The organism is Jiangella gansuensis DSM 44835 (assembly GCF_000515395.1).
Classification (GTDB): domain Bacteria; phylum Actinomycetota; class Actinomycetes; order Jiangellales; family Jiangellaceae; genus Jiangella; species Jiangella gansuensis.
Map to the genome: position 1 here is coordinate 5,202,390 of NZ_KI911782.1, position 18,337 is coordinate 5,220,726.

The window sequence follows — 18,337 nt, forward strand, 5'->3', positions numbered from 1 at the left end:
TACCAGCGGGAGACGGCGTCGACCAGCAGCACCGAGCCCGACGGACCCGGCGACCCAGGGCTTGTGCTCATGAGGAGACCTTCCGGTAGCGCAGGTTCAGCAGCGCCCAGCAGGCGCCGATCACCCCGAACGTCACCAGCACGTACACGACGCCGCCCACCGCACCCGGCGGCGGGGCGACCGCCGACGAGGACGCGTCCAGCACCCACGTCTGGAAGCCGTCGACCAGCGTGCTCGGCGAGAACAACCCGAGCCAGCCGGCCAGGGTGGCGTCGTCCTCGACGTAGCGGATGATGCCCTGCAGTGAGCTGACGGCTGCGTAGCTGAGCGCGAAGACGGTGATGATGGCGGCGACGCCGAAGCCGCGGCGGGCGGTCAGCGACGCGATCACCAACCCGATGCCGGCGAACACCACCGCGAAGGCGAGCGCGCCGACCAGCGCCAGTGCGACGTCGGCCGTCTCGCGTCCGGCCGGGAACTCCGCCAGCAGCGCGCCGATGTACATGATCAGCAGCGGTGCGACGATCAGCAGGAACGTCGCCGTCGACAGCCCGGCGAACTTGGCCAGGACGTAGTCCGAGCGCTCCAGCGGCCGGGAGAAGTACAGCGGAACGGTTTTGAACCGCAGGTCGCGAGAGACCGCCTGGGGCGCCTGCGAGGCCAGGAAGATGGTCAGGATGCCCTGGGCGACCATGGTGTAGCGCGAGTACGGCAACGGCAACTCCGTCAGCACGGACGTGGCGTTGGCGATGACCGCGATGATGAACGCGGGCAGGCACATGACGCCGAGCAGCAGCATCGGCAGCACTTTGGCCCGCCCCGACCGGCCCAGGCCGAACGCGCCGCGCAGACTGTGCACGTACAACGCCCGGGTGACGGCGCCGCGGCCGAGCCGTGGCCCGTCGTAGCCGCGGTAGCCGATGTCGTGGATGACTCCGGCCGGCTGGTGGTTGCTCACTCCGAGCTCCTCTCCCCGAAGACCTCGGCGATGTGGTGCCGGCGCTGCTCGAGCCGGATCAGCCCGGCGCCGTGCCGCGCGACGGTGTCACGGACGGTGTCGTAGACGGAGTCGTCCTCGAGCGGCAGCAGCATGACGTGCCCGTCGCGGACGACGTCGAGCCCGGCGGCCTTGAGCGAGGCGGCGACGGCGTCCGGCTCGGCCGTCACCTCAACGGCGACGATCTGACTGGTGCGGGTGAAGTCGGAGGTCGACGAGGCGCGCAGCAGCTGGCCGGCGTCGATGACGACGACGTGATCGGAGATGCGCTCGAGTTCGCCGAGCAGGTGCGAGGTGACCAGGACCGTGATGCCGAAGTCGGTGTAGATGCGGCGGATCAGCCCCAGCATGTCGTCGCGGCCGACGGGGTCCAGCCCGTTCGTCGGCTCGTCGAGCAGCACGATCTCGGGGTCGTGGACGAGCGCCTGGGCGAGTTTGACCCGTTGTTTCATGCCGGTGGAGTAGCCGCCGATGGGCCGGTACCGCTCCTCGTAGAGGCCGACGTGGCGCAGGGTGTCGGCGGTGCGTTCGCGGGCGGCGTTTGCCGGCAACCCGGACATCCGGGCCATGTGGACGACGAACTCGGTGGCCGAGACGTCGCCGGGCAGGCAGTCGTGCTCGGGCATGTACCCGACCCGTTCGCGGATCTTCGGCCCGTCAGTCGTGACGTCGAGGCCCAGCATGCGGGCCCGGCCGGAGGTCGCCTCGGACAGCCCGAGCAGGATCTTGAGGAGAGTGGACTTGCCCGCACCGTTCGCGCCGACGAGCCCGACGACTCCGGGCTCGACGTCGATGGTGAGGCGGTCGAGCGCGGTGACCGTCGGGAACCGCTTCGTCAGTTCCTCGGTCTGGATCACAGGCACGGCACGACGCTACCGCCGCGAGGCCGTTCAGCGCGTCGGACGACGGGACGACGTCGCGTGTCGTTCCCCAGCACTACTCTCCCGGAGTGCGCCACCCCGGTTCACCCTGATGCCCGTCTCAGGGGTGGGCCCTTATCCGGCCGGCCGCGAGGTTCCTGCCCAACGACCGTCAGAGCCGGTCGGCCGCCCGGCGCGCGGCGATCTGCACCGGGTCCCACACCGGCGAGAACGGCGGTGCGTATGCCAGGTCGGTCATGGCCAGCTCGGCCGCGGTCATCTCGTTCCACAGCGCCAGCGCACAGGTGTCGATGCGTTTGGCCGACCCGTCGCGCCCGACGATCTGCACGCCGAGCAGCCGCCCGTCCGGCCGTCCGGCCACCACCTTCACGGTGATCGGCTGCGTGCCGGGGAAATACCCGGACCTGGTGGTGGACTCGGTGGTCACGGCGACGATGTCCATACCGGCCGTGCGAGCCTCGCCCTCGGTCAGCCCGGTGCGGGCGACCTCGAGGTCGCAGACCTTGGTCAACGCGGTACCGACGATGCCCGGGAACCGCTCCGACCCGCCGCCGAGGTTGGTGCCGAGCACCCGGCCCTGCTTGTTGGCATGGGTGCCGAGCGGCACGTGCACCCAGTCGCGGCGCACCCGGTCCCAGGTCTCGACGCAGTCGCCGGCGGCCCAGACGCCGTCGAGCACGCGGTCGCCGTCGGCGACGCGCATCCCGTCATCCACCCGCAGCCCGCCGGTCGGGCCCAGCGGCAGGCCGGCGGCCCGGGCCAGCTCAGTGGCCGGCCGAACGCCGGTGCCCAGCACCACGACGTCGGCGGCGAAGGTGCCGTGGTCGGTGACCACCGCACGCACGACGCCGTCGCCGTCGGTCTCGATCTTCTCGACGTCCGCGTCGGTGACGACCTCGATGCCCATGCCCTCCATGGCGTCGTGGACCTGCCGGCCGAGATCCGGGTCCAGCGTCGTCATCGGCTCGGCGGCACGGTCGACGACGGTGACGTCGAGCCCACGCCGGACCAGCGCCTCGGCCATCTCCAGGCCGATGTAGCCCGCCCCGACGACGACGGCTCGGCGTACGTCGCGCGCCAGGTACCGGATGACGGTGCCGCCGTCGTCGAGGGTCTGCACGCCGAACACCCCGGTGGCGTCGGCACCGGGGACGTCGGGACGGATCGGTGCCGCGCCCGTGGCCAGCACGAGCTGGTCGAAGCCGAGCCGCTCGCGCCGGCCGGCGGCGTGGTCGGCCACCTCGACCCAGCCGGCGTCGAGGTCCAGGTTTGTCGCCTCGGTCAGCAGCCGCACGTCGATGCCGTTGGCGCGATGCTCCTCCGGCGTGCGCGCCACCAGCTCGTGCGGCCCGCCGACATCGCCGGCCACCCAGTACGGAATGCCGCAGGCAGAGTAGGACGTCCAGTGGCCGCGGTCGACGGCGACGACGTCCAGCGAGCGCCCGGTGCGCTTCGCCGTGCGCAGCGCCTGCGAGGCCGCACTCATGCCGGCGGCGTCGGCGCCGACCACCACCACTCGTTCAGTCATGTCCGGCTCCGATCGCCGCGTGGGTGCGTATCCAGGCATGCATGGCGATGGCCGCGGCCGCGCCGGCGTTGATGGACCGGGTGGAACCGAACTGCGCGATCGACAGGACGGCGTCGACGTGGACCCGCGCGGACTCCGACAGCCCCGGACCCTCCTGCCCGAACAGCAGCACGCACGCTCGCGGCAGGACGTACGTCTCCAGTGGCACCGAACCGGGCAGGTTGTCGACGCCCAGCACCGGCAGGCCGTGCTCGTGCGCCCACCCGGCCAGCGCGGCGAGGTCCGGGTGGTGGCGCAGGTGTTGGTAACGGTCGGTGACCATGGCGCCGCGGCGGTTCCACCGGCGGTTCCCGACGATGTGCACCTCGGCGGCCAGGAACGCGTTGGCGGTGCGCACCACCGAGCCGATGTTGAAGTCGTGCTGCCAGTTCTCGATGGCGATGTGGAACGGGTGCCGGCGGCGGTCCAGGTCGGCGACGATGGCCTCGGTGGTCCAGTACCGGTAGCGGTCGACGACGTTGCGCCTGTCCCCGCGCGCCAGCAGCTCGGGGTCGTAGTGGGGGTCGTCGGGCAGGGGGCCCGCCCACGGACCGACACCGTGCGGTGCCTCCGGTTCCGCCTCCGCCTCGGGCTCGTGGAGCTCCGCGTCCCGCACCGCCTCGTCGCTCACGGGACACCACCGTAGTTCGTGCGAGCCCCGGCTGTCCGTGGCGCCCCGTACCCGTGCGGGTCGTGGAGCATCCGGAGGACCACTGGTGCGCATAGGTGCCCATTGCAAAGGCGGCCGGACACCAGGTCAGAGCGCCGGCCGGGGAACGGCGCCGAACGCACGGAGCGCCCCGGACCGGGTGGCCGGGGCGCTCGCGCGCGGCGAAGCCGCTGTCTTTCCTGGTCGGCTCAGCCCTGGGTGGCGCGCAGCTTCTCCAGCGCGGCGCCGGCCAGCGCGTCCAGGTCGAACACGGTCGACTCCGGGTTGCCCGCCAGGTACACGCCGTGGTCGCCGTCGATCAGGTAGATCAACCGGGTCGTGGTCGCCGGCAGGCCCTGCATCGTGGTCGTGTTCTCGATCGCGATGACCTCGTCGGCGTCGAGGTCCGGCGCGTCGACCATCTGCGTGCTGATCGTCATGTCCACCGTCGTGCCGCCCACTTCCCCGGACACGGCAACCTCGGCGCACTGGGCGTAGTAGTCCTCGACCGCGGCGATGCTGCTGGTATCGGCGTTGCTGTAGACGGCGTTCATCAAGACGTCGAACGAGCCGGACTCCAGGTCGCCACTGGTGGCCGTGATGGCGGCAGCCTCGACACCGTCCGCTTGCAGCGGGTCGGCGCTGTTGTCCTGGCAGTCGGCCGGCTCGAAGGTCATGCCCTCGATCATGCCCGCCGCACCGGCCATGGCGTTGCTGAGGCCAGCGACGTCGATGGGCGTGATCTCGACGCCCTCCGGCAGGTCCTCGGCGGCCAGCACGGCGGCGTTGAGGTCTGCGGCGCCTGCGCTGTCCTCGCCCTCGGCCGCATCGTCGGCTGCCTCATCGGCTGCTTCGTCGTCCGGTGTCTCCTCGCCGCCGGCGGTCTCCTCGCTGGAGGTGGTCTCGTCGGTAGTGGGTTCGTCGTCCCCGCCGCACGCGGTCAGGAAGAGCGAGGCCGCGACGAGCGCAGAGATTCCGAGCTTTCGCATGAGTGTCTGGTCCTTGGCTGTGACGTCATCGATGGACAACCCGCGACATGGTCAGTCGCGGGTCTTGTCAGCGCCAGCCGCACGTGCCCTGTGGCAATGGGTGACGGCGTCAATCTACAGGCCGAGATCGGCGCTCGTGTACGCAGCGCGGTATTCGAGCCCAGCGGCCTCGATGCGCTCGCGAGCACCGGTGTCACGGTCGACGATGACGGCGACGGCGGCGATGTCGGCGCCGGCCTCTCGCAGCGCCTCGACGGCGGTGAGCACGCTGCCGCCGGTGGTGGAGGTGTCCTCGACGGCCAGCACTCGCCGGCCGGTGACGTCGGGGCCTTCGATGCGCCGCCGCAACCCGTGCTGCTTCTCGCCCTTGCGGACCACGAAGCTGTCCAGCCGGGTGCCCCGCTGGGCCGACGCGTGCAGCATCGCGGCCGCGACCGGGTCGGCGCCGAGGGTCAGGCCACCGGCCGCGTCGAACTCCAGTCCAGCCGTGAGATCCAGCATGACCTCGCCGACCAGAGGCGCGGCTGCCCCGTCCAGGGTGATGCGGCGCAGGTCGACGTAGTAGTCGGCCTCCCGGCCCGACGACAGCACGACCCGGCCGCGCACGACGGCCTTCTCGACGATGTGGCGACGCAGTTCATCCCAGGCACTCACGAGGCACGAGCGTACGGCAGGCTGTCGGTCGTGATGCCCGGCACCGTCGTCCTCGTCCCCGCGCCGCTCGACCCCGTCTCCGCGTGGGCCGACGTCGCCGCCCGGCTGCCGTACGACACCGTCGCGCCGTCCGGCAGCGCGGAGCGGCCGCCGTACGCCGTCGGATGGGTGGCCTCCGTGGCGGGCCCGCTGCATGCGGCGGCTCCACGTGCACCGCTGGTCGTGACCGGGTCCGGCACGGCCGGCCCGCTGCTGCCGGCGCTGGCGCGAACCCAGCGGGCCGCGGGGCGGCGCATCGGCGGCTATGTCTTCGTCGATGCCACGCTGCCGCGTCCAGGTGCGCCGAGCCATCTCGACCTGCTGCGGGCGGCTGATCCCGGCAGCGCCGACGCCGCACACGACGCGCTGCACGAGTCCGGAGCTGTCTGGCCCCGCGACGCCGGCCGGCCCCGCGACCACGACTTCTGGACCGAACGGTTGCCACCGGCGCCGGACTGGCCGGACGCGCCGTGCGTCTACGTGAGCACCGGCGGGGTGGTCCCCGGGGTCGGGCCGGTGGATTTCTGGGCACGGTCGGCCCGGTCCCGCGGCTGGCCGGTTCGCGCCGTCGGCGCCGGAGACGACCTAGCGGCGGTGCTGGCCCAGGTCATCGCCGACCTGCCCGGCTGACCCCGCGGTGATCATCAACGGGACGTGGTCGGTCGACGATCCGCCGGGTGCTGCTGCCCCAGCGACCGGACCAGCCGTCGCGGCAGTCGCGGCAGCGCTGCGGCGGCGACCCGGTACACCGTCCCCGGAATCGACACCGCCTTGCCGCGGTCGAGGTCGCGGAGCGCGGCAGCGACCAGCGCGTCGGCGTCGAGCCACAGCCACGACGGCAGCCGCGACATGTTCATGTCGGCCCGGTCGTGGAACTCGGTACGCGTGTAGCCAGGCGCCAGCGCCATCACCCGCACACCGGTGCCGGTCAGCTGTGGCACCAGCCCTTCGCTGAACGCCGTCACCCACGCCTTGGCGGCGCTGTACGTGCCACGCGGCACCCAGCCGGCCACTGAACTGACGTTGACCACGGCGCCGTGGCGGCGCTCGATCATGCCGGGCAGGGCGGCGTGGGTCAGCCGCAGGACCGCGCGCACCAACACGTCGAGCATCCGCTCCTCGTCGGCGATGTCGTTGCGCAGGAACGGCTTGCCGAGGGCGAAACCGGCGTTGTTGACCAGCAGGTCCACCGGGCGTTCCGGCTCGCGCAGCCGCTTCTCCACAGGGTCGGTGTCGGCGGCCAGGTCGGCGGGCAGCACCTCGACGCCGACACCGTACGCGCCGCGCAGTTCCTCGGCCACCGACCGCAGCCGCTCCTCGTCCCGCGCGACGAGGACGACGTCGTGACCGCGAGCGGCCAGTGCCCGGGCGAACGCCCGGCCGATGCCGGCCGTGGGACCGGTGACGAGTGCCGTTGCCATGTCGACAGACCTTACGAGACGGCGACCTGTCCCGTGTCGTGGGCGGCCGCGCCGCGGGCCCGTAGGACCCGTCGCTCGAACCAGACGGTCATGAACGGCGGGATCGCCAAGACGAGGCCGAGCAGTGCCGTCGTCGTCTTCCAGCGCTCCGCCCGCCAGGCGGCGACCACCGTGACCAGGTACACCAGGAAGATCCCGCCGTGCACGGGGCCGAAGATCTGGACCCCGATCTCGTTCTCCACGACGACGTACTTGAAGAACATGCCCACCAGCAGGCCCGCCCAGGACACGGCCTCGGCGATGGCAGCGATCCGGAACCACCGAAACGCGGAACTCACATCAATTCCTCTTCCTCGGGACGATCACGGTCACACTACGGTCATTGCGGTCGATAAGGTCAGCAATCGTGACCGACCTCTCCCCCGCCGCCGTCGCCGATGCCACCCGCTACTTCGACACGTGGCTGGCGTTCCGCCAACACTACGACCGGGTCCCGGGCGTACAGGCAGCCGTGCTGCACCACGACAAGCTGCTGCTGTCGACGGCGCACGGTTTCGCGGACGACGAGCGCTCGGTCGCGCTGACGCCACAGCATCTCTTCCGGATCGCGTCGCACTCCAAGACGTTCACGGCCACGGCCGTGCTCCAGCTGGCCGAACGGGGCGTACTGCGGCTCGACGACCAAGCGGGCCAGTGGCTGCCGTTCCTGTCCGGCCGGCCGTTGGCGACGGTGACCGTCCGGGAGCTGCTCGGGCACAGCGGCGGGGTGGTGCGCGACAGCCGGAACGGCGACTTCTGGCAGCTCGCGCATGCCTTCCCGGACGAGGAACAACTGCGAGCCATCCTGGTCGACGACGCGGACGTACTGCCGGCCAACGAGCGCTTCAAGTACTCCAACATCGGCTACTCGATGCTGGGACTGATCATCGCGGCCGCGTCCGGCCGGACATACCACGACTACGTGCGGAAGAACATCGTCGACGAGCTGGGCCTGGTCAACACCGGCCCGGAGTACGACACCGCGCGCGCCGGCGACTACGCCACGGGCTACACCGCTCTGGCGTACGCGGACCGGCGGATCCCGATCGACCATGTCGACACCGCGGCGATGGCCGCCGCCACCGGCTTCTACAGCACCGCCGAAGACCTCGTCCAGTACGCGTCGGCGCACTTCCTCGGCGACACCCGCCTCGTGTCGGACGCTTCCAAGCGGCTCATGCAGCGCGCGGAGTGGAAGATCGAGGGCGCGAACTCCGAGTACGGCCTCGGGTTCGGCCGGGCCGTGGTGGGCGAGCGGCTCGTCCACGGGCACGGCGGCGGCTATCCGGGTCATATCACCCGCACCTGGTTCGATCCGGTCGACCAGATCGCGGTGTCGGTGCTGACCAATGCCATCGACGGCCCCGCCCTCATGCTCGCGGAGGCGCTGTTCCGGCTGGTGAACCTGGCGCAACGGGCCGAACGGCAGGACGGCACGGGTGTCGATCTCTCCCGGTTCACCGGTCGGTTCGCGAATCTGTGGCGAGTGTTCGACGTCGTCGACCTGGCCGGTCAGCTCTATCTGCTCGACCCCACCGACCAGGACCCCACCGCCCAGCCGGTCACCCTGGAGGTCGTCGACGAGCGCACGCTGCGGCTGCGCGACGGCAGCGGATACGGCCCCGTCGGCGAGACGATGCAGTACCGGTACGACGACACCGGAGTGTCCTCGGTGGCGGCGTTCGCGATGACGGCGCACCCGGCGGCGCGGGTGACCGAGGCCGCCAAGCGGCGCGACCGGGTATCCCCCGGCACCCCGTTGGTGAGCTGACCGGGTTCCGGCCTGCCGGCGTCAGGAGTGATGCCGGCGGCGGTCCCACGAGACGATCGCGCAGGCGATCCAGAGCAGGGGCAGAACGGATACAACGAGGATGGATGTCATCTCTCTCACCAGGTCAGCTGTGCGGTCGACTGTCGATCCCGACCGCGCTGTCACTCCATTGGCCGGCCCACGCCGCCGCCGGACACGGCCAGCGCTCTCCGCATTCCCGGCACGACGACGCCCGGTGCGGCAGCCAACGCCGGCCGCGCGCATGGGCCTGGAGGAGTCGCATCGCGTAGGCGTCCAGGTCAGCACGGCTCCAGTCGACGAGTCCGTACCCGTGCGCGCGAGCCGTGAAGCGGGACATCTCTCCTCCGTCGTGTCGCACGCCGCGGCAGCGGCAAACCCTCCGAGCGTGCCGGCTCGAGGTCGGCGAAACCCTGCGCCGCGGGCCTTGGCGAAGTATCGTGCATGAACCGAGGCCGCCGCGGGAACAATTCGGCTGTCACGCCCGCACCTTGTGACGCCGACCGCGAACTTGTGACATCGCCGGGAGATGCCGTGACAGATCATGATCCGGAATCCGCCGCCGTCTTTTTCGGTGGTGAGCTGGCGCGCGCGCGTCACCGCGCCGGTCTCACCCAAGAACAGTTGGCCGAAAAGCTCAACTACTCCCGCGGTGCCGTGGCTAATGTGGAAACTGCACAGCGTCCACCGCAGCGGGAGTTCGCGGAGCGATGCGACGAGATCCTGGGTACTGACGGCTTCCTGCTGCGAGCCTGGAAACTGGTGAGCCGCGAGTCGGTGCCCGCCAAGTATCGAGGGTTCATCGAGGAGGAAGAACGGGCTAAGTCGATACACACGTACGAACAGACCTTTCCGCCAGGACTTTTGCAAACCCAGGCATACGCGAGAGAGCTGCTGGCGGGCGTCAGGATGGCCTATGACAACCACGTCGACACCCAGGTCGAAGCTCGGATGCGACGCCAAGAGATCTTGCGTCGCGATGATCCACCCCGACTACGAGCGGTGATCGACGAGGCCGCGCTCCGTCGGATGATCGGTGGCCCGGACGTCATGCGTGATCAACTTCAACATCTACTCAAAATGGGCGACATGCGACACATCACCCTTCAGGTGATGCCTTTCAGCGCGGGCGCACATGCGGCACTAAACGGGCAGATGACGATTTTCGATCGCCTCAACGGACAACCGGTCTTGTATTACGAGGGCCCTAATGGGGGCAATATCATGACGGAGGCAGGAGTCGTGAGCGACGCCGTCGACCGGATGGATGTACTCCGGGCGCAGGCGCTGTCTCCCGACGAATCGGCGGACATGATCCGCCACGTATTGGAGGAACTATGAGCGAGGTGTCGGAGCTGGCCGGCGCCGTGTGGCGCAAGTCCAGCTACAGCAACGGGGACGGCGGTCAGTGCGTCGAGGTGACGCCCCTGACCGACGGTGGCATGGCTGTGCGCGACAGCAAGAACCCCAACGGCGGGATCCTGAGGTTCACCGCCGGGGAATGGTCGGCATTCGTGATGGGCGCGAAGGCCGGCGAGTTCGACTGAGTCCGATTCGATCCACAGATCGCCCCCGCCGCCGTCAGGCTGCGGGGGCGATCTGCTGAACTGGGTGTCGTGACGACTTCCATGAGCGTGACGGACGGTGCGGCCGGCACCGGGGGTTCGGCGGGACGTTTGCGCGTCCTCGGGTCCTCGGCGGTCACACCGGGCATGCTGCGGCTCACCCTGGCGATCGACGATCCCCACCTGCCGATCGATCCGTCGTGCCCCAACCTCGTACTCCGGCTGTCGCCACCCGCCGAGGTCGCCACCGGTGGCCCGAGCGGCGCCCGTCCGCCCAGCCGCACGTACACGATCCGGCGGCTCGACGCCGAGGCCGGCATCCTGGACGTCGACGTCGTCCTGCACGGCGACGGTCTCTTCGTGCGCTGGACCCGCGCCGCCCGGGCCGGGGACGTCATCGACTTCACCGGACCCCGCCCGCATGCCGTCCCGTCGTTCGAGGCCGACGCCCTGGTCATGCTGAGCGACGAGACCGGCCTGCCCGCGGCGGCGGCGATCCTCGAAGCGGCCCCGGCCGGGCTGCCGGTGTTAGCCGTCGTCGAGGTCCCCGACCCCGGCGAGGAGCAGCCGATCGACAGCGCGGCCGCGGTGGACCTGCGCTGGCTGCACCGCGACGGTGCTCCGGCCGGATCCACCGGCGGCCTGGAGCGGGCGGCGCGATCGCTGCCGTGGCCGGACGGCGACGTGGAGCTCTGGGTGGCCGGCGAGACCGGCGACGTCCGCGCGGTGCGCCGCTTCGCCGCCGGTGAGCGCGGCGTCACCCGCGAGCGGCTGCACGCCTACGGCTACTGGCGCCGCGGCCGCGCGGGCTCCCCCGGCTGAGGCCGGTTCCCCTCCCGCCCCGGAAATGATCACGTCCGGCATGGGTCCTCCCGCCGCACCAGGCAAGCATCCGTGGTGCGGCGGGAGCACCCATGGTCCACGTGATCATTTCCGGGGCGGCGGCCAGGTCATGTCGCGCGGCGGACGCTGAGCTTGTCGGCGCTCTCGTCGAGGTCGACCACGACGGTGTCGCCGTCGCGCACGTCGCCGGCGAGGATGGCCCGGGCCAGCTGGTCGCCGATGGCCGTCTGCACGAGGCGGCGCAGCGGCCGGGCGCCGTACACCGGGTCGTAGCCGGTCAGGGCCAGCCACTCCTTCGCGCTCTCGGCGACCTGCAGCACCAGCCGGCGGTCCGCCAGGCGGGTCGCCAGGCGGTCCACCTGGAGGTCGACGATGCGGGCGAGCTCGCCGGTGCCGAGCGGCTCGAACATCACGATGTCGTCGATCCGGTTCAGGAACTCCGGCTTGAACGACGCTCGCACCACTTCCATGACCGCGTCCCGCTTGGCCTTCTCCTCCAACGCGGGGTCGGCGAGGAACGTGGAGCCGAGGTTGGACGTCAGGATCAGGATGACGTTGCGGAAGTCGACCGTGCGGCCCTGGCCGTCGGTCATCCGGCCGTCGTCGAGCACCTGCAGCAGGATGTCGAAGACCTCCGGATGCGCCTTCTCGACCTCGTCGAGCAGCACGACAGAGTACGGGCGCCGGCGCACTGTCTCGGTGAGCTGCCCGCCTTCCTCGTAGCCGACGTAGCCGGGCGGAGCGCCGACGAGCCGGGCGACGCTGTGCTTTTCCGAGTACTCGCTCATGTCGATGCGGACCATGGCGCGTTCGTCGTCGAAGAGGAACTCCGCCAGCGCCTTGGCCAGCTCCGTCTTGCCGACACCGGTGGGGCCGAGGAACACGAACGAACCGGTGGGCCGGTCCGGGTCGGAGATGCCGGCCCGCGAGCGGCGCACGGCATCGGAGACGGCAGCCACGGCGGCACGCTGACCGACGACGCGGCTGCCCAGCTCGTCCTCCATGCGCAGCAGCTTCTCGGTCTCGCCTTCGAGCAGCCGGCCGGCAGGGATGCCGGTCCAGGCGGCGACGACGTCGGCGACGTCGTCCGGGCCGACCTCCTCCTTGACCATGGTCGTTGCGGTCTGGGTTTCTGCGGCTTCGCTGGCGGCGGCGAGCTCCTTCTCCAGCTCGGGGATGCGGCCGTAGAGGATCTCGCTGGCGCCGGCGAGGTCGCCCTCGCGCTGGGAGCGCTCCGCCTGGCCACGCAGCTCGTCGATCTGCTCCTTCAGCGCGCCGACGCGGTTGAGCCCGGCCTTCTCCTGCTCCCACCGGGCTTCCAGACCGCGCAGCTCTTCCTCGCGGTCCGCGAGCTCGGCGCGCAGCGACGCCAGCCGCTCCTGGGACGCGGCGTCGGACTCCTTCTTCAGCGCCAGCTCCTCCATCTTGAGCCGGTCGACCTGGCGGCGCAGGGTGTCGATCTCGACCGGCGAGGAGTCGATCTCCATGCGCAGCCGCGACGCGGCTTCGTCGACGAGGTCGATGGCCTTGTCCGGCAGTTGCCGTCCGGTGATGTAACGGTGCGAGAGGCTGGCCGCGGCCACCAGTGAACTGTCGGCGATCTGCACCTTGTGGTGCGCCTCGTAGCGCTCCCGCAGCCCGCGGAGGATGGCGACGGTGTCCTCGACGCTGGGCTCGCCGACGTACACCTGCTGGAAGCGGCGCTCCAGCGCGGCGTCCTTCTCGATGCGCTCGCGGTACTCGTCGAGCGTGGTCGCGCCGACCATGCGCAGCTCGCCGCGGGCCAGCATCGGCTTGAGCATGTTGCCCGCGTCCATGGCGGAGTCACCGGCGGCACCGGCCCCCACGACGGTGTGCAGTTCGTCTATGAACGTCACGACCTCGCCGTCGCTGGCCTTGATCTCGTCGAGAACGGCCTTGAGCCGCTCCTCGAACTCGCCGCGGTACTTGGCACCGGCGAGCATGGCTCCGATGTCGAGCGCGACCAGCCGCTTCCCACGCAGCGACTCCGGGACGTCGCCGGCCACGATGCGCTGAGCCAGGCCCTCGACGACGGCCGTCTTGCCGACGCCGGGCTCACCGATGAGCACCGGATTGTTCTTCGTCCGCCGCGACAGCACCTGGACGACCCGGCGGATCTCGGAATCACGGCCGACGACGGGGTCGATCTTGCCTTCGCGGGCCCGCTCGGTGAGGTCGACGCCGTACTTGTTCAGTGCGTCGTAGGTGCCTTCGGGGTCCGGGCTGGTGACCCTGGCCGAGCCGCGCACGTCGTCGAACGCCGCGCGCACCTTCTCCGCCGTCACGCCGTGCTTGTTCAGCAGGTCGCGGACCGGCGACGGCACGTGCGCCAGGCCGACCACCAGGTGCTCGGTGGAGACGTACTGGTCGTCCAGCTCGCGGGCCACCTCTCCGGCGTGCGAGAGCACGGAGTAGGTGGGGCGGGCGAGGCTCGGCGACGCGACGGTGGAACCGGCCGCCTTGGGCAACCCGTCGTACGCCGCGTCCACGTCACGACGGACCGCGGCGAGGTCGGCGCCGGCCGCCTCGAGCAACGGTCCGGTGAGGCCGCCGGACTGGATGAGCAGGGCGCGCAGCACGTGCACCGGCTCGACCGCGGGGTTGCCGGCCGTGGCGGCGCTGCGCACCGCGACGGACAGTGCCTCCTGCGCCTTGGTGGTGAGCTGGTCGTTCATCGATCTCCCCTGGGTTGATGCCTCTCACATGGTCAACGCGACCCAGAGTTGAGCCTATTCCACTCAACTCTGCTTGGCGACCACTCGGGCCAACGTGCCGTCTGGAATGATGATGCGGTCTATCGGAGGTACCCGTTTCATGAACCGCACCCGACCGGCGGTGGCACTCGCCGTCGTCGCCCTGGCCATGGCCGGCTGCTCGGCGCTCAGCGAGAAGACCGTCCCTCGCTCCGAGCTCGAGCAGGGCGTCCAGCAGCTCCTGGAGGAGCAGATCGGGGAGCCGATGGACGATGTCGAGTGCGACGACGACCTCGCCGGAGAGATCGACGCCTCGGTCCACTGCACCATCACCGCCACCGACGGCAGCACCATCGGGCTCACCGTGACGGCCACCGACGTCGACGGCAGCGATGTCCGCTACGAAGTGGTGGTCGACGACACCGCGTCGCCTTCGCCGACGCCGTCGCCGTCGCCGTCGGCGCCCACGCCGTCTCCGACCGCCGGGTAGCGCTCCGAGCGCCCACACCAGGCGTCCTGGCGCCTCACCATGCGTACATTCCTGGGGAAGCGAACACACCCATACGTCACGTGATCATTTCGGGGCCGGGCGCGGAAAGAGCCGTCCAGCCGGCGACGTTCGCGCGCACCGCGGCCTCGAAGACGCCGGCAGGGTCTCCGGCGGCCGGCGGCAGCATCTCGCCCAACTCCAGCGACACCAGGCCGTGGACATTGGCCCACAGTGCGGTGGCGATGGACTCCGGTGGCGGCGAAGCCGGGAGGACGCCGGCCCGGGCCGCGCGGCGAACCGCGTCGAGCAGCGGCTCGAAGGTCCGAGCCCCTTCCCGCGCTGCCTTCGCGCGCACGTCGCTCGGACGGACTTCGTCGCCGAACATGATGCGATAGCCGTTGGGGTCGGCCACGGCGTGATCGCGGTACGCCAGGCCCAGCCCGACGATGTCCTGGAGCGGGTCGTCGCTGACGCCGACCGCGGCGAGCCGGTCGGCGAGGCCCGCGAACGCTCGCTGGTAGAGGGCCGTGATCAGCCCGGACCTGCCGCCGAAGAGCGTGTACACCGCCGCGGTGGAGGTGCCCGCCTCGGCTGCGAGCGCCCGCAGGCTCAGCGAGCGGACACCGGCGGAGGTGACCGTCGTGGCGGCCAGCCGCAGCAGCCGGTCGCGCAGGGCCTCGTCGTGCAGTCGCGGTCTACCCACTTGACGAGGATAACCTGACGATGTTTTATAACAGTGTTCGTTTATCGGAGCGCGACGGAGGCGACCACCGTGCTAGAGCTCAGTTCCGAAGCCACCCGGCTGGCCGGCATCCTTCTGCTCGCCGCCGTCACCGTCGAGTCCGGCGGCTGGTACCTGACCCGGATCGTGCGCGGCCACGTGCCGGCGACCGACTTCCAGCGTGCGTTCGCGCGCGCCGGACACGGGCACGCCGGCATGTTCGTGACCCTCGGTCTGATCACCGTGGTGCTCACCGACGCCACCTCGCTGGACGGCTTCGCCGCCTGGGTCGCGCGCAGCGGCGTGCCGATCGCGGCCATCCTGATGCCGGCGGGCTTCTTCTTCTCGTCGATGGGTGCCGGGCGCACCACGCCGAACCGTCTCATCTGGCTGGTGTGGACCGGGGCCGTCGTCCTCGCCGCCGGCCTGGCCACGCTCGGCGTCGGCCTGCTCACAGCTTAGGAGCGCCCGACGTGGGCACGAGAGGTCACCACCGAGGCTCGAACACGCCCCAGTAGGCGACGCTGAGCACCATGAGGGCGGCCACCCCGTAGTGCGCGCCGAGCAGCAGGCGCTGCGCCCCGGCCGGCGCCCACCCGTCGCGGCGGGCACGCACCAGGGCGGCCACGGCGAGCACCGCGGCCACGACGGCCAGCACCCCGACGACCCGGACCGTGGCCCAGCCGGCCTGGAACAGCGGTTGCCAGCCGGTGCGGGTGTATCCCAGCCCGATGGCGAGGAGGACGAAGGCCCACATCGACCCGTAGGCCAGGACGCCCGCCCGCATGGCCCGCCGGGCACTGCCGCCGACCGCCGTCCAGTGCGCCGTGCCGGCCGGCAGCCGTCGCCGCGCGACCGCCGGCACCAGGACGGCCCCGACGATGGTGAGCACGAGCGTCGCCACCAGGCCGGGAGTTCCGCCGTACCAGGGCGTTCGGGGCACCGGCGTGGTGACGTAGTGCTGGACCGGGAGGGTGCCGGCGACGCGCTCAGTGGTGAGGGCGGACTGCGGCAGGCCGGTGATCCAGTCCGTCATGGTGCGCACGTAGCCGGGCGCGTACCCGCCGTCCTGGCGCAGGCCGTGGTCGGCACCGCCGAAGAAGCGGACCGCGTACGACGCGTTGCCGCCGCGGTCGAGGTCGTCAACGATCTGCCGCGAGCTCTCCGCCGGGGGCACCAGGTAGTCCTCGGTGCCGTAGATGACCAGGGCGGGCTGGGAGACCTCGGCCCACACCCCCGCCGGAGGGTCCAGGTGCAGGGTGAAGAGGTGGCCGCCGCCGAGGATGCGCACCGCGAGCCGGCCCGCGCCGGCCGGCGCTCCGGCCTCGGCCAGGCCCTCGTACACCGACCAGGCGGTGTTGCGCAGCGGGCCGCGGATCGCCCCGCCGGCGGTGACCACGAAGCCGACGTCCGTGCTTCGTGATGCCGCCAGCGGAGCCACCCGGCCGCCCTCGCTCAAACCCCAGAGCCCGGCTCGGTCCGGGTCGACGTCGTCGCGCTCGCGCATGGCGCCCACGACGGCGACGGCGTCCTCGGCCAGCTGGTCGAAGTCGCGATTGTTCAGATAGGAGTAGTCGCTGCGTTTGTCATAGGCGACGGCGACGATGCCGGCCTGGGCGAACCGCTCGGCCAGGCCGAAGAACGACGACCGGCCGCCGGCGCCCGCGCCGTGCACGAAGGCCACGGCGGGGTGCGGGCCGGGAGCGTCCGGGGCGAACACCGTGGCGCTCAGCTCGTCGCCGTCCACTGGGATGGTCGTCTCCGAGCGGACCACTTCGTACTCGTTCGCCGGCTCGGTGGCCTCGACGGTGCCCGACACCGGCGTCTGCTCGGCCAGCGGCGACGCCGTGTACGCCTCCGGCCGCCAGTCCTGCGCCGGCCCGAGCAGCCGGCCGACCACACTGAGCAGCACGACCCCGGCCACCGAGGCACCCAGCACCGCCAGCCCGCGGCGCGTCGGGAACGACGACGCCCTCACCGGCCCGCGGCGGCGCGGTCGCGGCGGCCGGACCGGGACAGGTACGAACGGATGGCCGCCTGTTTCCACAGGCACACTCCGGTGAGCGTTGCCACCGGGATGACCGCGAACATCATGATCGGCCGCATGCCGTCCGTCACGTGATCCGGCGCATAGACATAGGTCCCTATCAACAGGGCGACGGTTACATGAATTGTTCGTAAAGTAATTCTCACATTGCGCGGCGTCATCGCGATACCACCCTAGGTCTCAATTCATGTAATGGCTATAAACATATGTTCGGCGCGAAGCTGCCGTCAAGCCGCTCCCGGCGGTTCCGGGCCGGGCGGGCAGGCGGCCTGGCGGCCGGAGGGTCAGGGCTGGGCGACGCCGGAGAGGAGCGCCCGCAAGGTGGCCGCGATCGCCGCGGAGTCGTCGGAGCGGAACGTCGCCATGCCGTCGATGCGCAGAGTCGCGACGCCGTGTGCCAGCGCCCAGGCCGCTTTCATGGCGGTGCCGAGGTCGGTGCTCAACCGGCCGGCGCGTTCGGCCTCGTGCAGCGCCTGTTCCAACAACCCCAGCGCCTCCCGCCCGGCCTGTGCCGCGGGCAGCCGGTACTCCAGCGAGAACATGAGCTTGAACAGCTGCGGTTCGGAGACCGCGAACTCGACGTAGCGCACACCGAGCGCGATCACCCGGTCCAGTGGGTCGGACCACCCGCCCACCGGCACCCCCGACATGGTGGCGCGCAGCAGTTCGAAGCCGCGCTCCGCCACGCACGCCAGCAGCTCCTCGCGGCTGTCGAAATGCCGGTACGGTGCGGCGGCGGTGACGCCGGCCGCCCGAGACGCCTCGGCCAGCGTGAAGCCATGCGCCCCATGCGCGCGTACCAGCGCCACAGCGCTCTCGATCAGCGCGGTCCGGAGGTTCCCGTGGTGATAGCCGGCCTTGGTCAGCAACGGCTGTCCAGTGCCCGAGTGCGAAGCGCGGCGAGGCGTCATCACGAGCCATTTTAGGCTCCA

The 18,337-nt window shown here is 71.0% G+C and carries 20 protein-coding genes; 7 read left to right on the top strand and 13 right to left on the bottom strand.

The features are described from left to right. Positions 1–67: 67 nt before the first annotated feature. The 6 genes from JIAGA_RS0124635 to pyrE form a co-directional block, all read right to left on the bottom strand. The gene (locus JIAGA_RS0124635; RefSeq protein WP_026877724.1) at positions 68–958 is read right to left on the bottom strand and encodes an ABC transporter permease; all 891 of its coding nucleotides are present in this window, start codon (positions 956–958) and stop codon (positions 68–70) included. Beyond that, positions 955–1,854, bottom strand: coding sequence for an ATP-binding cassette domain-containing protein (locus JIAGA_RS0124640; protein WP_026877725.1), 900 nt, complete (start codon positions 1,852–1,854; stop codon positions 955–957). The genes JIAGA_RS0124635 and JIAGA_RS0124640 overlap by 4 nt, the downstream gene beginning before the upstream one ends. A 175-nt stretch (positions 1,855–2,029) precedes the next feature. Beyond that, complete coding sequence (locus JIAGA_RS0124645) at positions 2,030–3,406, bottom strand: FAD-dependent oxidoreductase (protein ID WP_026877726.1); 1,377 nt, start codon at positions 3,404–3,406, stop codon at positions 2,030–2,032. Next, entirely contained in the window at positions 3,399–4,076 is a 678-nt protein-coding gene (locus tag JIAGA_RS32150) for a TrmH family RNA methyltransferase (RefSeq protein WP_245597237.1), read from the bottom strand. Before JIAGA_RS32150 ends, JIAGA_RS0124645 begins: the two co-directional genes overlap by 8 nt. Positions 4,077–4,303: 227 nt before the next feature. After that, complete coding sequence (locus JIAGA_RS0124655) at positions 4,304–5,083, bottom strand: DUF5642 family protein (protein WP_157553494.1); 780 nt, start codon at positions 5,081–5,083, stop codon at positions 4,304–4,306. A 114-nt stretch (positions 5,084–5,197) separates the two neighbouring features. Next, on the bottom strand, positions 5,198–5,737 hold the full coding sequence (gene pyrE / locus JIAGA_RS0124660) for an orotate phosphoribosyltransferase (RefSeq protein WP_026877728.1): 540 nt from the start codon (positions 5,735–5,737) through the stop codon (positions 5,198–5,200). A 30-nt stretch (positions 5,738–5,767) separates the two neighbouring features. Here pyrE and JIAGA_RS33485 point away from each other — a divergent pair, with 30 nt between their 5' ends. Next, complete coding sequence (locus JIAGA_RS33485) at positions 5,768–6,406, top strand: hypothetical protein (RefSeq protein ID WP_157553496.1); 639 nt, start codon at positions 5,768–5,770, stop codon at positions 6,404–6,406. Positions 6,407–6,420: 14 nt separating this feature from the next. Here JIAGA_RS33485 and JIAGA_RS32160 read toward each other — a convergent pair whose 3' ends face one another. Next, positions 6,421–7,197 carry an SDR family NAD(P)-dependent oxidoreductase gene (locus JIAGA_RS32160; protein ID WP_051426474.1) on the bottom strand — a complete coding sequence of 259 codons (777 nt, stop codon included), beginning with the start codon at positions 7,195–7,197 and terminating at the stop codon, positions 6,421–6,423. A gap of 11 nt (positions 7,198–7,208) precedes the next feature. Then, the gene (locus tag JIAGA_RS32165; protein WP_051426475.1) at positions 7,209–7,535 is read right to left on the bottom strand and encodes a DUF3817 domain-containing protein; all 327 of its coding nucleotides are present in this window, start codon (positions 7,533–7,535) and stop codon (positions 7,209–7,211) included. Between the two features lie 68 nt (positions 7,536–7,603). On the opposite strand from JIAGA_RS32165, the gene JIAGA_RS32170 reads away from it, so the two are divergent. The 4 genes from JIAGA_RS32170 to JIAGA_RS32175 all read left to right on the top strand — a co-directional run bounded on the left by JIAGA_RS32170 (position 7,604) and on the right by JIAGA_RS32175 (position 11,412). Beyond that, on the top strand, positions 7,604–9,007 hold the full coding sequence (locus tag JIAGA_RS32170) for a serine hydrolase domain-containing protein (protein ID WP_169738935.1): 1,404 nt from the start codon (positions 7,604–7,606) through the stop codon (positions 9,005–9,007). Positions 9,008–9,559: 552 nt separating this feature from the next. Next, positions 9,560–10,366: a helix-turn-helix domain-containing protein gene (locus JIAGA_RS0124685; RefSeq protein ID WP_035812942.1), complete on the top strand. Its 807-nt coding sequence runs from the start codon at positions 9,560–9,562 to the stop codon at positions 10,364–10,366. Next, positions 10,363–10,572: a DUF397 domain-containing protein gene (locus JIAGA_RS0124690; protein WP_026877730.1), complete on the top strand. Its 210-nt coding sequence runs from the start codon at positions 10,363–10,365 to the stop codon at positions 10,570–10,572. Before JIAGA_RS0124685 ends, JIAGA_RS0124690 begins: the two co-directional genes overlap by 4 nt. A gap of 69 nt (positions 10,573–10,641) precedes the next feature. After that, the gene (locus tag JIAGA_RS32175; protein ID WP_169738936.1) at positions 10,642–11,412 is read left to right on the top strand and encodes a siderophore-interacting protein; all 771 of its coding nucleotides are present in this window, start codon (positions 10,642–10,644) and stop codon (positions 11,410–11,412) included. A gap of 128 nt (positions 11,413–11,540) precedes the next feature. Here the strand turns inward: JIAGA_RS32175 and clpB are convergent, their stop codons facing one another. Continuing rightward, positions 11,541–14,129 carry an ATP-dependent chaperone ClpB gene (gene clpB / locus JIAGA_RS0124700; protein WP_026877731.1) on the bottom strand — a complete coding sequence of 863 codons (2,589 nt, stop codon included), beginning with the start codon at positions 14,127–14,129 and terminating at the stop codon, positions 11,541–11,543. Between the two features lie 139 nt (positions 14,130–14,268). Here clpB and JIAGA_RS32180 point away from each other — a divergent pair, with 139 nt between their 5' ends. Beyond that, a complete protein-coding gene (locus JIAGA_RS32180) occupies positions 14,269–14,637 on the top strand; it encodes a DUF4333 domain-containing protein (RefSeq protein ID WP_051426477.1) in 369 nt (122 codons plus the stop codon). A 76-nt stretch (positions 14,638–14,713) separates the two neighbouring features. On the opposite strand, the gene JIAGA_RS0124710 is transcribed toward JIAGA_RS32180, so the two are convergent. Then, a complete protein-coding gene (locus tag JIAGA_RS0124710) occupies positions 14,714–15,340 on the bottom strand; it encodes a TetR/AcrR family transcriptional regulator (protein WP_026877732.1) in 627 nt (208 codons plus the stop codon). Between the two features lie 69 nt (positions 15,341–15,409). Here JIAGA_RS0124710 and JIAGA_RS0124715 point away from each other — a divergent pair, with 69 nt between their 5' ends. After that, on the top strand, positions 15,410–15,820 hold the full coding sequence (locus JIAGA_RS0124715; RefSeq protein WP_026877733.1) for a hypothetical protein: 411 nt from the start codon (positions 15,410–15,412) through the stop codon (positions 15,818–15,820). A gap of 25 nt (positions 15,821–15,845) precedes the next feature. On the opposite strand, the gene JIAGA_RS0124720 is transcribed toward JIAGA_RS0124715, so the two are convergent. The 3 genes from JIAGA_RS0124720 to JIAGA_RS32185 form a co-directional block, all read right to left on the bottom strand. Further along, positions 15,846–17,336: an alpha/beta hydrolase family protein gene (locus JIAGA_RS0124720; RefSeq protein WP_026877734.1), complete on the bottom strand. Its 1,491-nt coding sequence runs from the start codon at positions 17,334–17,336 to the stop codon at positions 15,846–15,848. Then, a complete protein-coding gene (locus JIAGA_RS34820) occupies positions 17,333–17,566 on the bottom strand; it encodes a hypothetical protein (RefSeq protein WP_157553500.1) in 234 nt (77 codons plus the stop codon). The genes JIAGA_RS0124720 and JIAGA_RS34820 overlap by 4 nt, the downstream gene beginning before the upstream one ends. Before the next feature lie 123 nt (positions 17,567–17,689). After that, positions 17,690–18,316, bottom strand: a complete 627-nt coding sequence (locus JIAGA_RS32185; RefSeq protein WP_084470081.1) for a TetR/AcrR family transcriptional regulator — start codon at positions 18,314–18,316, stop codon at positions 17,690–17,692. Positions 18,317–18,337 lie beyond the last annotated feature (21 nt).

Coding starts and splice junctions, on each gene's coding strand:
- clpB (WP_026877731.1), bottom strand. CDS start 14,129: ATGAACGACCAGCTCACCACCAAGGCGCAGGAGGCACTGTCCGTCGCG.
- JIAGA_RS32180 (WP_051426477.1), top strand. CDS start 14,269: ATGAACCGCACCCGACCGGCGGTGGCACTCGCCGTCGTCGCCCTGGCC.
- JIAGA_RS0124645 (WP_026877726.1), bottom strand. CDS start 3,406: ATGACTGAACGAGTGGTGGTGGTCGGCGCCGACGCCGCCGGCATGAGT.
- JIAGA_RS32160 (WP_051426474.1), bottom strand. CDS start 7,197: ATGGCAACGGCACTCGTCACCGGTCCCACGGCCGGCATCGGCCGGGCG.
- JIAGA_RS0124690 (WP_026877730.1), top strand. CDS start 10,363: ATGAGCGAGGTGTCGGAGCTGGCCGGCGCCGTGTGGCGCAAGTCCAGC.
- JIAGA_RS34820 (WP_157553500.1), bottom strand. CDS start 17,566: ATGACGCCGCGCAATGTGAGAATTACTTTACGAACAATTCATGTAACC.
- JIAGA_RS32185 (WP_084470081.1), bottom strand. CDS start 18,316: ATGACGCCTCGCCGCGCTTCGCACTCGGGCACTGGACAGCCGTTGCTG.
- JIAGA_RS0124655 (WP_157553494.1), bottom strand. CDS start 5,083: ATGCGAAAGCTCGGAATCTCTGCGCTCGTCGCGGCCTCGCTCTTCCTG.